We start from the raw sequence: 13681 nt of genomic DNA, 5'->3' as shown, positions 1-13681 counted from the left end.
CTGACCCACACCGTCTGGGGTGTGGAGATGGGCGTATTCTTCGCCCTTATCAACAGGAATTAAAATGAGCGAAAGCTTTGCGGAACTCTTTGAAGAAAGCCTAAAAACCCTGAACCTTCAGGCAGGCTCCATCATCACCGGTGTTATCGTTGATATCGATTACCAAGCTCGCTGGGTAACCGTTCACGCTGGTCTGAAGTCTGAAGCTCTGATCCCGCTGGAACAGTTCTACAACGATGCTGGTGATCTGACAATCAATGTCGGTGACGAAGTTCACGTTGCTCTGGACTCGGTTGAAGACGGTTTCGGTGAAACCAAGCTGTCCCGTGAAAAAGCCAAGCGCGCTGAATGCTGGATTGTTCTCGAAGCAGCCTTCGCAGCTGAAGAAGTGGTCAAGGGCGTTATCAACGGTAAGGTTAAAGGCGGCTTCACTGTCGACGTTAACGGCATCCGTGCGTTCCTGCCAGGTTCTTTGGTCGACGTTCGTCCAGTGCGCGACACCACGCACCTGGAAGGCAAAGAACTCGAATTCAAGGTCATCAAGCTCGACCAGAAGCGCAACAACGTTGTCGTTTCCCGTCGCAGCGTACTGGAAGCAGAGAACTCCGCCGAGCGTGAAGCTCTGCTGGAATCCCTGCAGGAAGGCCAACAAGTCAAAGGTATCGTCAAAAACCTCACCGATTACGGCGCATTCGTCGATCTGGGTGGCGTCGATGGCCTGCTGCACATTACCGACATGGCTTGGAAGCGTATCAAGCATCCTTCCGAAATCGTCAATGTTGGCGACGAGATCGATGTCAAGGTTCTGAAGTACGATCGTGAGCGCAACCGCGTTTCCCTGGGCTTGAAGCAGCTGGGCGAAGATCCATGGGTTGCTATCAAAGCACGTTACCCAGAAGGCACTCGCGTGACCGCGCGTGTTACCAACCTGACCGACTACGGCTGCTTCGCTGAGCTGGAAGAAGGCGTGGAAGGCCTGGTGCACGTTTCCGAAATGGACTGGACCAACAAAAACATCCACCCTTCGAAAGTCGTACAAGTCGGCGACGAAGTGGAAGTTATGGTTCTGGACATCGACGAAGAGCGTCGTCGTATCTCCCTGGGCATCAAGCAGTGCAAATCTAACCCATGGGAAGATTTCTCTGGCCAGTTCAACAAGGGCGATAAAATCTCCGGCACCATCAAGTCGATCACCGATTTCGGTATCTTCATTGGTCTGGACGGCGGCATTGACGGCCTGGTTCACCTGTCCGACATCTCCTGGAACGAAGTGGGCGAAGAAGCTGTTCGTCGTTTCAAGAAGGGCGACGAGCTGGACACCGTTATCCTGTCGGTTGACCCAGAGCGCGAGCGCATCTCCCTGGGTATCAAGCAACTGGAAAGCGATCCGTTCTCCGAGTACGTTCAAGAGAACGACAAAGGCGCAATCGTTAAGGGCACTGTGAAAGAAGTTGACGCTAAAGGCGCCATCATCACTCTGGCCGACGATATCGAAGCGACTCTGAAAGCCTCCGAAATCAGCCGTGACCGCGTTGAAGACGCTCGTAACGTTCTGAAAGAAGGCCAGGAAGTAGAAGCCAAGATCATCAGCGTTGACCGCAAGAGCCGCGTAATCCAACTCTCCATCAAGTCGAAAGACGAAGTGGAAGAGAAAGAAGCTATCCAGAGCCTGAAATCGGCTCCAGAAGCTGCACAAGGCGAGACCACCATGGCCTCCCTGCTGCGCGAAGCAATGGCTAAGCAGAACTAAGTTCTGTAAAAGCTGTAGGAAAAGGGCGACTTCGGTCGCCCTTTTTTGTGCCTGAAATTTGTTGAATCAACAACTTAGAACCAACGCGTTCAGCTCAGTGTCGGAAGTGACTATAGTCTTTAAAGAGACGCCACCAACGCTGTTGTTTCATAAGGATTCGGATGAACAGGCTTATCGTAGTGCTCGCCCTGGTAATGCTTGCAGGGTGCGCCGGCACCAATGCAAAAACTTATGCAAAGCGCGGCGTCAGCGGTGTAGAGATCGACTGCTCGGGCTTAGGCAACAAGTGGGATAAGTGCGAGAAGCGCGCTGCACGCGAATGCAAGATGCAGGGCTACAAGGTCATCACGCGCTCCAGCGACGCCAAGGATGAAGAAGGCGACTACTTGTTCGGATGGAACCCGGCAGGAGCGGTCACGCGCAAGATGCTCGTAATCTGCAAATAGCTTAAGGAGCTTTATTCGTCAGTGTTTATTCAGTCGTAGATTAGTTTATGCACGGGCTGTTCAAATTCATCAAGTCATGCTAAAACCTTTGAAGCGCTTTTCCTAGCTGCTTGAAAAAGAAGGGAAAAATATGACGAAGTCGGAGTTGATCGAACGAATTGTCACCCATCAAGGGCTGCTCTCATCCAAGGATGTGGAGCTGGCTATCAAGACCATGCTTGAGCAAATGTCCCAATGCCTTGCCACCGGAGATCGCATCGAAATCCGCGGCTTCGGCAGTTTCTCCCTGCACTACCGCGCACCACGCGTAGGCCGGAACCCAAAGACCGGTCAATCCGTCAGCCTCGACGGAAAGTTCGTTCCCCACTTCAAACCGGGCAAAGAATTGCGCGACCGGGTGAACGAAGAAGAGGAAGAGGGCGTCTGAGTGTTTTTGGTGTAGGAGAGGGATATGCGTGGGGTTAAGCGCGTTGTTGCGGTATTGGTTGCAGTATTTGCAGCGTTGGTTGTTTTGGCGTTCGTGTTGGAGAATCAGCAGAGCGTTGCACTGTCTTTCCTAGGCTGGAGTACTGCGCAGATGCCGGTGGCGGTGTTTGTGGTGGTGGCTTTGATTGTGGGGATGTTGATTGGGCCTCTGTTGCGGGTGTTTGTTGGTAGGCGTCGGGGTAAGGCGCTTGCTTGATTGTTGATAATTCGGATGGGATTAGAGGGGGGGCGTCAGAAATATCATTCTGCTCAAGGCCTTTGATTTGGTGTGGCTGCCTATTTGCTTAGCCCGCTGGGCGCGACAGTTCAACCTGGCAGATTCAGAATTGCCTTACATACATATCAAGACTTGTAATGTGCCTTAGAGGTGGCAGAATGGAATCTGTTCTCGATAACAGGCATTTTGTGCGCTCTAAATTCGGCATAGACGCTGGGTTTAGCGGTCATTTAATTAGAATAAAAATACACATTTGGTCTGCATAACGAGCCCGCAGTTTCTCTTTGAAGGCAGGTTTTTGTTGTGAGTAGTAGCTTCCGCGTCCCATCGGCACCATCGTCCGACGAAATTGAACTTGCGCAACTCTTGCGCGCTGCCTGGCTCCATAAAAAATTAATTTTAGCTACGTCCAGCGTTTTTGGCTTGCTGGCGGGTTTTTATGCGTATTCAGTGGTTCCGGAGTACGAGGTCAGCAGCGTGCTGCGACCTGCTGCGATCAACGAACTCGACGCGCTGAATCGCTCGGAAATTTATCAACTGCCACCTAGTGCAGCGCTCATCAGGGTGGGGGCTTCTCTGGAGTCCTACGACACCCGGTTGGGTTTTTTTCGTTCTAATCCGAAGCTCTTTCAAGCGTTTGAGCGCCCCGGCAGAACGTTGGAGCAAAGTTTTGAAGAGTTTAATCGCAATTCCATTCGACTTGTTCTCACTGATCCGAGAAAGGTAAATGCTCTCAGTTCCTTTATTGGCGTTGAGATGAACTACCCGCAGGGGGTTGATGGTGTCGCGATTATCAACGGGTTTGTTGATTACGCTATCGCCACTGAGCGAGACCAAATTGCTGGCGATCTGAATGTAATCGTTAAAAATCGCTTGAGTGAACTCTATGGCAAATTGGAGGCTGCTCGTTCCAGTTATCAAATTGGAAAAGAGGCCAAGATTGCGGCTTTGCGAGAGTCTGATAATTTGCGCCGAGCGCAATTGCAGGATGAGCTCAGGGCATTGCGTGCGCAGCTAAAGGCGTTGCGCGGGGATCGTATCGCGCAGCTTACGGAGGCGATCAGCATTGCCAAGTCACTCGGGATCAGCAAGCCTACTACACCTTCATCGCTTGGCGACTCGGATCGAGCCAGTTCGACTGGGACCATGCGCACTGAAATCAATAATCAGCAGATTCCGTTGTACTTCATGGGCTTCGAAGCCCTCGAGGCTGAGCGCTCAGCGTTGGTGCAGCGTAGGTCTGATGATTTTACCGACGGGCGAATTGCCCAGATCGCAAAAGAGCTTCAACTGCTGCAGGCTAACCGCGAGGCAGAAGTGTTGGGCCGGCGTGATAACGAGGATATCTTTCTGGGTGGTGTGGAGTCTCTCAGGGCCGAAGAGGCCCGCCTGTCCGCACTTAGTATCGACATAAGCCGGCTCAAGCTAGTGACGGTGGATAAGCGAGCATTGGAGCCTTTGGCGCCAATTCGACCTAAGAAGACACTAATCATACTTGCGGGCCTGGTCCTTGGCCTCCTGTTAGGATTGATAATAGCGTTGGGCAGTTATCTTCTCAAAACTCCCGGGAGCGCCTCGCGGAATCGACTGCGTGCGCCAACCTCACTTGCGGACGCCCAATTGTCGATTGCGAGCCGAGAAAAATAGTCCCGTAAGTGCCCGTACGAGGGGGGGCGGACGATGCCAGGCATTAAAGTCGCTGAGCAATTGCAAGTGTGCGAACGAATTTTGGTTTGTTTCCGGAACTCGCTCGTTCGCGTTGTATCCAACCCGACACGCCGAGGGCATGGCATTTTGCTCTGTTTTGGGCGTGCTTTACGCTTGCCGGCCTGGCACCGTCCTTGTGCAGGTTTCGGTCGGCTCAAATGGCACCCGATCAGTAAATTTGACTGTTTTTTACCCGCTACAGTGAGTGTTGATTCAAAATTGGATACCCCTTGCTATCGCTCCTGGTGGATAAAAATTCAGGGTGATCAGGGGAATTCTCTAAGCGGTTTTTGAGGGGGCAAGAATGGTGTCTAATTTGATGCCTTTGAAGTTTATCTGGCTGGCGACGCTTGTGGAGTGGCCGAAGGATACTGAGCATAGGTCGGGCACTCATAATGACTGATGTGGTCGCGTGTACTGGTACCTCCAAGGCTTCGCGAGCGCTATTCTGGGATGTTTTCTTTTCCTCTCGTGGCCGCGGGGTGAGCTTGCAGGTTCATTTCCCCTGGTTGGAAAATGATCGGGAGGTTACTTGCTTTGAAATCAGAGACCCCTCCAACCCCAAGTCTGCCATAGCCGCTCTGATTATCAGGGCAATTGAACTACCCACTGGTGAGTCGGTAGGACTGATTGGGTTGGTCTGCGTACATGAAGCCTGGAGGGGAGCAGGCTTGAGTGTTGAGCTGATGTCGGCTGCTATAGACCATGCTATGCATAATGGTCTATCCGCATTGGTGCTCTGGACTCAGAAGCCAGGCATCTACGATCGGCATGGCTTCCGTTTTGACGAGCAAGACTCAACAGGGTCGATCTATCTCCCTAACGAGTGTGCTGTTGACATTGAGTACGTAACGAGCGACTGGCCTGGCTCGGATACACACGATCGAGAACGTGGTCTTCCGCCGTTTGCTTTATATGGGCGGCGGATTAAAAGTGAATGCGCTGAGTTGATTCTTTTAGGCGGGGAAAATCGCGTAACCTTGGCTGAGTGGCGCGGGGCGGATCCGCAGGTGGCGAGTTTGATCCAGACCGTTATGGCGGAGCCTTGGACCATCAATGTCTGCGCACAGAGCGGGTTAGTGGCGGAATTGACTAAAAGAGGCTTCCAAGTTGATCTTGTGCCTGGAGCGGTTCGAATGATCAAGTGGTTAGCAAGTCGTCCCTTGATAGTGCACCCTATTAAACTTATTGATCGGATCTAAATTAATGTCTAGTAGTCTTCCAATGTTACCTATCGTTAAGGTCGCGATGCCTCCTAAAGAGGTACTGATGCCCGCCTTGGAAGCGGTGCTCTATAGCGGAATGATTGGCGAGGGCGAGTTTGTTTATCAATTCGAAGCGGCATTTGCGCAATTGTTTGGTCTCCAGAATGTAGTTGCCACGAGCAGTGGTACGGCAGCCTTGCACTTGGCTATGCTGCTTAGCGGGATCGAGCCTGGGGATGAGGTCATCACCACCTCAATGACCGCTGAGCCGACGAATACGACGATTCTGCAAATGGGTGCCAAGCCAATTTTTGCAGATGTTGACAGCCTGACAGGTAACCTTGATCCCTCAGCTGTGGAAGCCCTGATTACAGCGGATACAAAAGCTATTTGTGTCGTCCATTACGCCGGATATCCTGCGCGGTTGACTGAGCTGCGATCCATAGCCGATCGTCATGGACTGTCTCTGATCGAAGATTGCGCCCATGCACTGGGAGCGTCTTACGGCAATCAGTCCATTGGGACGATTGGTGATTATTCGATCTTCTCCTTTCAAGCGATCAAGCACATGACCACGGTGGACGGCGGTGCTTTGGTGGTGAAGGATGCTGCAAAAATTCAAGAGGCGCGTCGCTTACGTTGGTTTGGATTGGCCAAGGGCGTTCCTCGCACCGAAGTCGATATCACTCGCGTGGGTTACAAATACAACATGCATAACGTGGCGGCCGTTATCGGGCTCAAGCAACTTGAACATATAACGCCACTGTTGGAGCGGCATCAGGCTAACGGCCAATTCCTTGATCAGGCATTACAGCATATCCCTGGTCTCCAGCCAGCTAAGTATGAAGCGAGCGCACAGTCTGCCTACTGGCTTTACACCCTGCTAGCGGACGACTCGGATGATGTTGAGCGTATCTTGGCTGAAGAGCGCGTAATGGCGTCGAAGCTGCACCGTCCCAATCACTTTCATTCGGTATTCAAAGAGTTCGTGAGGCCGATGCCACAATTGGACGTTTTTTATAAAAAATTGGTTCATGTGCCTTGCGGTTGGTGGGTCTCGGATGAGGATCGTGAGAAAATTGTTACGGCCTTGAAACGCGGTTGATTAGAGATTTGACTATGCCAAACAACGTCCCTCTGTATAACTCAGTCGTGCTCCCTGAAATGGAGCAAGCTGCTGTGGAAGTTTTACGTTCCGGAAGAATCGCTGGCGGAGAGTGGGTCGCAAAGTTTGAAGCTGAGATAGAAAAGATTGTCGGCTTGCCCCACGTAGTTTCCACCATCGATATGACGACGGCTTTATACCTCGCCCTGTATTTGGCTGGTGTAAAGGATGGGGACGAGGTGCTCACCACGGCGTTTGCCTGTCTCTCCACTAACTCAGCGATTGCACAGAGCAGAGCGGTTCCTGTCTGGGTGGATGTCAGCCCGCGCTCGGTTACCATGGACGTTGCAGACCTAGAATCGAAGATCACGGCAAAGACTAGAGCGGTTATTTTGTATCATGTTGCTGGCTACCCAGGGCCAGCCCGTGAAATAGCAGAGATATGCAAGAAACATAATATCGTCTTGATAGAAGACTGTGATAATGCTGTGTCAGCTATGCACGCGTCGCTACCGGTTGGCGCTTACGGTGACTTTGCCATTTATTCGTTTTATCCAAATCGGCAGATCAATACCACTGAAGGTGGCGCGCTAGCATGCCGAAGTATTGATATGGCAAACAGAGCGCGTAAGTTACGGCGCTTTGGTATTGACTTCAGCACTTTCCGATCAGCTATTGGTGAGATAAATAGCAGCTCGGATGTGCCGGAAATTGGCTGGAGTATGACGCTGAATAATATGTGCGCTGCTTTAGGATGTGCTCAGATGGCATCCTTGCAGTCCCGGCAGGCTGCCACCCAGTCTAATGCCCAGGCGTTGCTGGGGTTAACTAGAGATGTTGATGGTTTGACTCCTGTGCCTGTATTGGAGGGTGATCAATCTGCCTATTGGGTATTACTGTTTTTTGTTGAAAAAAGAGATGAAGTGATTTGCCGGCTCAAGCAGTCCGGAGTCATGGTTTCAAGTATTCATCAAAGAAACGACAGCTACAGTGGGTTTGACGCGGCGCCGCAATATCTGCCGAATACCGATTTCCTTCAGCATCATATAATAGGTGTGCCGTGTGGTTGGTGGCTCGACGAGGATGACCTATTGACGATCACAGCGTCTTTGAAGGGGGCACTGAGCGGCGCTGTGGATACTATGACCGATTGTGCAAAATGATGATGAATATGTCCGTTATTAGCAGGATGCTGATGCTGTACGCTGGGCGGTCGTCTAGCCTATTGGTAGCTTTCGTTTTTTTGCCTATTTATAGCCGCATGCTCGGTGCGAGCCAATTTGGCAGCATTGCGGTGATTCTGTCCTTTCAAGCTCTTTTGGTGATGATGGACTTGGGCATGTCAACGCTGCTGGGAAGGGAGGTTTCCGTATCCGACAAAGATAAATCCCCCTTAATCAAGTTGCTTAGATGTGCGGAGCTTAGTCTCGCTGGATTTTATGGTTTTTTGTTTTTTGTTGCAATGGGCGTCAAGCTGTTTATTGCGGAGCTGGGCATCAGCTGGGGGGCGATCGTTGCGGTAGTCCTGCTGTTTTGGTTCCTGGTGCTGCAAAATCTTTACTATTCGATGCTGATTGCCAACAGGCAATATATATCGGGTAGCGCTTTGCAGGTGATAGGCGTGTCGCTTAGAGCGGCCTTGACTGTCATTGCAATGTACGTGTTTTCAGCGACCCTGGATGTGTTCATATATACCCAACTGGTAACTACGATTATTCATTGGTGGGTGTCTCGGCTGTTCTTGATTAAAGATCTGTCGGGCAAGACGCTCGGGATCCAGAAGGCTGATTGGCCATCTTTATCCGACGCATTCAACCTCACGAAGGCCGGTGGCGCACTGGTTATCTTCTCCGCGGCGGGTGCCGCGGTGACGCAGCTCGACAAACCAATCATTTCATTTTTTACCTCAGCTGCCAGCGTCGCCCCCTATTACCTCGCCAGCTTGCTTTGCATGGCCCCGATTTCGATTCTCGCAGGGCCCGTCAGCCAGTATTTTCAACCGATCATGCTGCGCACAGCGGCGAGCGGAGTGAGCAGTGACGCGCTTAAGGTAATTATCAGATTCAGCATCTCGGTTTTCGTAGTGACCGCGCTACCGACCTTTGTACTCTGGTGGTTCCGTGAACCTATCATCACGCTTTGGGTGGGGCCAGGAGCCGATAACCAGCTGATTTCAGCCTATCTCGCGATACTTTTACCCGGCGTTGCAATCGGAGCTTTCGGATTTATCCCTTATAGCCTGTTAATCTATGCCAAAGACTTCAGGTTTCAGGCGACCATGTCAGGATTATTGACGATCGCCACGCTGATCATGACGATATTGACCGCCTCCGCTGGCGACGTAAAGCTGATCTGTTATGTGTACTCGGCTTATCATGCGTCATCGACTATGGTTTCGTGGGTCAGGGCGATGACCCTGCCTGATGTACAAGGGTACGCGAGAGTTTCGGCGCTATTGGTTTCTTCAGCAGTGCTGTTGTTTGTGGCGTTGGTAGCGCTGCTGTTTTTCTTCTTGGTTTGATTGGTGAAGGTATGTTTGACAACAAGGTTTTGATGATCACCGGTGGCACAGGCTCGTTCGGTAATACTGTACTGAAGCGTTTTCTCGACACCGCCGTTAAAGAAATCATCGTGTTCAGTCGCGATGAGAAGAAGCAGGAAGACATGCGGATTGCGCTGAACAATCCAAAGGTGAAATTTCACATTGGTGATGTCAGAAATTACGAGAGCATCAGTCGCGCAATGGCCGGGGTCGATTACGTATTTCATGCTGCCGCGCTGAAGCAAGTGCCGTCTTGTGAGTTTTACCCGATGGAAGCTGTATTGACCAATATCATCGGTACAGAGAATGTACTCAATGCGGCGATCGATAACAAAGTACAACGCGTTGTTTTGCTGAGTACAGACAAAGCTGTCTACCCTATCAACGCTATGGGTATTTCTAAGGCGATGGGCGAGAAGGTCTTGATCGCAAAGTCGCGAACAGTGCGCGACGGCGGCCCTGTGCTGTGTGCGACCCGTTACGGTAACGTAATGGCCTCCCGTGGCTCGGTCATTCCGTTGTTTGTGGATAAAATCAAAGCGGGAGTCCCTCTGACGGTGACTGACCCGAACATGACCCGGTTCCTCATGAGTCTTGAAGACTCCGTGGACTTGGTATTGCATGCGTTCGAACATGGCGAGCAGGGTGATATCTTCGTACAAAAGGCGCCGGCCAGCACCATCGGTGATCTGACGAACGCGTTGAAAGAGCTCTTTAATAGCCAGGTGCCGGTTAATATTATCGGTACTCGACACGGCGAAAAACTCTATGAGTCTTTAGTGTCTCGAGAGGAAATGGCCAAAGCCAAAGACATGGGTCGTTATTATCGAATTCCAGCGGATAACCGCGACCTGAACTATGATAAATTTATTATCGAAGGTCAGCCCGAGGCAAACGCAATCGACGATTATACGTCGCACAATACAGAATTGCTGAAGGGCGAAGATATTAAAAAGTTGCTCATGACATTGTCCTATATTCAACGCAGCCTTGATCAATAGTATGAGTATTCTGAGCGTCATTATCCCTACGCATAATCGGGCGCGTTACGCTATTCCGTCAATCCGATCCATACTGGATTTGTCGGAAGAAATTCAAGTAGTGGTTTGCGACTCGAGCCCGGTTGACGAGATATCAGAAGCCTTTAAAGGTCTCTATCTAGAAACACGCTTGAAGTTGGTTCGTTCAACTGAGGGTATTAGTGTGGTTGATAACTTCAACCTTGGGTTACAGTCGGCAGATGGTGATTATTTAGTTTTCATAGGTGATGATGATTTTGTCTCGAAGGAAATAATTGATGTTGCCCATTGGGCTAAAAGCCACGATGTTGATGCGCTGAAATTCAACTTCCCTGCATTGTACTACTGGGATGATTTCAAACATTCAACCCGTGGCGATTCCTATTTTGGCACGCTACATCTGAGCCCCTTCACAGGTAATGTGGTTCGACACGATGTCAATGCGTCGGTCTATTACGCTTTGGATAATTTTGGCGGTGGCGTATTTGGTATGCCACGCGCGTATGCCGGCATGATTTCAAACACATTAGCCAAGAGGATCGTAGGTAAGTATGGCGCGCTGTTTGGTGGTGTCAGTCCCGATATCTATAGTTCATTGCTGATCGCCACTGAGTCTACCTCGTGCGTGCTGGTCGATTATCCGGTTATCGTCCCAGGCGCCTCGGGTCAAAGTACTTCAGGCAAGAGTGTAACGGGCGGGCACTACGGAGCGTTAAGAGATAATGCGCATATTGCGCCGTTCAAAAACTTGGTGTGGGATGCGCGAATACCCGAATTTTATTCGGTTCCCACGGTGTGGTCGTATTCTCTACTTAAGGCTGTCGAGCGAGTTCAATCCCAAGGCGGTAAGAGCCTGAATCCGAATTTTGGCAGGCTGTTATTGAAGTGTTTCGTTTATTTTCCAGGCTCGTATAAACATACGTTGGCTTCCCTGAAGGCAGCTTGCGCAGAGTTTGGTGTTCTGAAGATTACTGCACAGTTGGTATTTTCAGTGTGTTCAGAATTTGTATGGGGCCTGTCCAGGATAATTAATCGGGTCCGTGCGCGATACGTCGAGAAGAATGTCGAGGTTTTTGACCAGCTTAACACCACGTTGATCGGCAGCGAAAAGCTACGTGAAGTCTTAGATGCGCGTGGCTCCAGGATCACGTTTCCTGAGTCGAATTTGTGAACTTTTACTATTTAATAATTGCGAAGGTGTGAGCCAGAACATGCTGTGTGAAAAGGGCGCCCTTAGCGCCGCGTCTGCTAACGTGAGCGTTGTGATTCCTTGTTACTGCTGCAAGGGAACAATTCGGCGTGCGCTTGATTCAGTGTTTACCCAGACGCTGAGACCGGTCGAGGTACTGCTTGTCGATGATGCAAGTCCGGACGGCACTCTAGACTTTCTTCAGTCATTGGTCACAGAGTACCCGGACAACTGGGTACGGGTTTGCGCGTTGGAAAAAAACGCAGGACCCGCAGCGGCTCGCAACACGGCATGGGAAATGGCGTCGCAGCCCTATATTGCGTTTCTCGACTCCGATGATAGTTGGCACCCACAGAAAATAGAGCTTCAGTATAGCTGGATGCTGGAAAATCCAGAGGTGACGCTAACCGGACAGATCTGTGAGATGTTGAGTTCGGAGTCGATGCCGCATCTTGTTTATAACGCTTCGCAAGCGCGGTTCTGTGAGGTCACCTTTCCAGACTTATTGAAATCCAATAGATTTTCAACGCCCTCGGTCATGATCAGGAAAGATGTGGCTTATCGTTTTTCCACGGATACGAGGTTCTGCGAGGACTACCTGCTGTGGTGCGAGTTGCTGGGCAGTGGAGCTCGTGGTTATTCACTTGTGTTGCCCTTGACATTTTGCCACAAGCCTATTTATGGGCATGCCGGGTTAAGCAGTAATATGTGGGCAATGGAAAAGGGGGAGTTGGATGTCTATGACCATCTCTTTCATGCGGGTCGAATTGGATCGATCCGTCGGTGTCTTCTGAAAGGGTGGTCGTTCGTTCGTTATATGCGCAGAGTGCTTAAGATTAAGTTGGGAATAAGCCAGGGATGATATATCTAATTGGTTGGGGATCATTGTATCTCATGTTTTTCCTAAACGCCTTAGCCAAGAATAGGACGCGTCTGTTTATCGCAATATCTTTGATTGTATTTATGGTGTTTTCGGTCATGCGCGGTGCCGTAGGTACAGACACGGCCAACTACGAGTTGATCGTTGAAGGTTTTTCGGTAGGCTATGTCTGGGGCGGCATGGAGCCGGGTTTTGTTTTGTTGGGTAAAGCGTTATTGTCCGTTTCAGACTCAGGCGTCGTCGCAGTAAGGGTGCTCAGTTTTCTGATTTTTGCGATGCTGTTTTTGTACTTGGCTCGTGCTGACAAGAACGAACGATTTTTGCTAATTGCCTATATTTTGCCGACTTTTATTTATCAGTACAGCATGAACGGGTTGCGCATTGGGCTGGCGGCAATGTTGCTGTTGCTGGGCACGCAGAACGTACGTCAGCTTAGGTATAAATCTGGAATGGTGATAGCGGTATCTGCTCTGTTGTTTCATTACTCGTCACTGGTGTCGTTGCTGTTTATTTGGGCGTCATGGTCTCGTTGGCTGAAGACAAGTAATGTCTTGGTTGTCCCGGTTGTGGCATGTGTGCTGTTATTTTTGTTGAGTTTGAATGGTGACTACTTTCTCGCCAAATTGCTGTCTTATCAGGATTCAGAGTCTCCCAACCCACTGTCCGGCCTGAGTAAGGTCGCGGTATTGTTGCTGTTCGTGGTAGCGTTGTTATTTTCAAAACTTCCAAATGCGGAAAAAACAAAACTCATAGTATTAGGTGCTGGTTTCACCATTTCTTTTTGGTTGGTGTCAGCAGTGTCGTATGCCGGTTTGCGATTTTTGGATTTGATATCCTTCGCCTTTCCCGTAGCGATTCTTTTGACCTATAGCCGTTTCGCATTAAATTTTGACGCAACAATGAAGCTCGCTTTCATTGTGGCGGGCATTTTGAGCGCGGCGAGTGGTTACAGGAATTTCGTAGCCGAGGAAGGTATTGGGCCCTCTCCGTTCATGCCTTATCATTTTATCGGCTTTTCCAATGGAGGCTAGATAAACAGCCTCAGTCTGTATCTAGTAGACAGCAGCAGAGCGGGTGTCAGGCTCTCAATCATTTTATATTCATGCGGTCGAGAAGTGCCGTTGGAGACGAAGTT

The 13681-nt window shown here is 50.4% G+C and carries 13 protein-coding genes; all 13 read left to right on the top strand.

The window, feature by feature from the left end; genetic code table 11:
- Positions 1-64: 64 nt before the first annotated feature.
- Entirely contained in the window at positions 65-1750 is a 1686-nt protein-coding gene (gene rpsA / locus ACFZPT_RS03250) for a 30S ribosomal protein S1 (RefSeq protein ID WP_034096538.1), read from the top strand.
- Between the two features lie 161 nt (positions 1751-1911).
- Positions 1912-2196 carry a hypothetical protein gene (locus ACFZPT_RS03245; protein ID WP_034096539.1) on the top strand — a complete coding sequence of 95 codons (285 nt, stop codon included), beginning with the start codon at positions 1912-1914 and terminating at the stop codon, positions 2194-2196.
- A gap of 130 nt (positions 2197-2326) precedes the next feature.
- Positions 2327-2623 carry an integration host factor subunit beta gene (gene ihfB / locus ACFZPT_RS03240; protein ID WP_003189779.1) on the top strand — a complete coding sequence of 99 codons (297 nt, stop codon included), beginning with the start codon at positions 2327-2329 and terminating at the stop codon, positions 2621-2623.
- A 24-nt stretch (positions 2624-2647) separates the two neighbouring features.
- Positions 2648-2878 (top strand): LapA family protein, encoded by a 231-nt coding sequence (locus ACFZPT_RS03235; protein ID WP_099312527.1) that lies wholly within the window; start codon positions 2648-2650, stop codon positions 2876-2878.
- Between the two features lie 324 nt (positions 2879-3202).
- The gene (locus ACFZPT_RS03230) at positions 3203-4546 is read left to right on the top strand and encodes a Wzz/FepE/Etk N-terminal domain-containing protein (RefSeq protein WP_099312525.1); all 1344 of its coding nucleotides are present in this window, start codon (positions 3203-3205) and stop codon (positions 4544-4546) included.
- A 455-nt stretch (positions 4547-5001) separates the two neighbouring features.
- Complete coding sequence (locus tag ACFZPT_RS03225; protein ID WP_099312523.1) at positions 5002-5808, top strand: GNAT family N-acetyltransferase; 807 nt, start codon at positions 5002-5004, stop codon at positions 5806-5808.
- A gap of 67 nt (positions 5809-5875) precedes the next feature.
- Positions 5876-6916, top strand: coding sequence for a DegT/DnrJ/EryC1/StrS aminotransferase family protein (locus ACFZPT_RS03220; protein WP_218245039.1), 1041 nt, complete (start codon positions 5876-5878; stop codon positions 6914-6916).
- A gap of 14 nt (positions 6917-6930) precedes the next feature.
- Positions 6931-8079: a DegT/DnrJ/EryC1/StrS aminotransferase family protein gene (locus tag ACFZPT_RS03215; RefSeq protein ID WP_099312519.1), complete on the top strand. Its 1149-nt coding sequence runs from the start codon at positions 6931-6933 to the stop codon at positions 8077-8079.
- Positions 8080-8087: 8 nt separating this feature from the next.
- The gene (locus tag ACFZPT_RS03210; RefSeq protein ID WP_158231135.1) at positions 8088-9437 is read left to right on the top strand and encodes an oligosaccharide flippase family protein; all 1350 of its coding nucleotides are present in this window, start codon (positions 8088-8090) and stop codon (positions 9435-9437) included.
- A gap of 11 nt (positions 9438-9448) precedes the next feature.
- The gene (locus tag ACFZPT_RS03205; protein ID WP_099312515.1) at positions 9449-10459 is read left to right on the top strand and encodes a polysaccharide biosynthesis protein; all 1011 of its coding nucleotides are present in this window, start codon (positions 9449-9451) and stop codon (positions 10457-10459) included.
- 1 nt (position 10460) lies between these two features.
- The gene (locus tag ACFZPT_RS03200) at positions 10461-11648 is read left to right on the top strand and encodes a glycosyltransferase family 2 protein (RefSeq protein ID WP_099312513.1); all 1188 of its coding nucleotides are present in this window, start codon (positions 10461-10463) and stop codon (positions 11646-11648) included.
- A gap of 28 nt (positions 11649-11676) precedes the next feature.
- Positions 11677-12528 (top strand): glycosyltransferase family 2 protein, encoded by an 852-nt coding sequence (locus ACFZPT_RS03195; RefSeq protein ID WP_158231134.1) that lies wholly within the window; start codon positions 11677-11679, stop codon positions 12526-12528.
- Complete coding sequence (locus tag ACFZPT_RS03190) at positions 12525-13577, top strand: EpsG family protein (protein WP_099312509.1); 1053 nt, start codon at positions 12525-12527, stop codon at positions 13575-13577. The genes ACFZPT_RS03195 and ACFZPT_RS03190 overlap by 4 nt, the downstream gene beginning before the upstream one ends.
- The last annotated feature ends 104 nt before the right edge of the window (positions 13578-13681 follow it).

It is taken from the genome of Pseudomonas sp. MD330_10 (assembly GCF_042610415.1).
Classification (GTDB): domain Bacteria; phylum Pseudomonadota; class Gammaproteobacteria; order Pseudomonadales; family Pseudomonadaceae; genus Aquipseudomonas; species Aquipseudomonas rhodesiae.
Note: the sequence above shows the minus strand (reverse complement) of the source record. Positions and strands in the feature narration are given on the sequence as shown.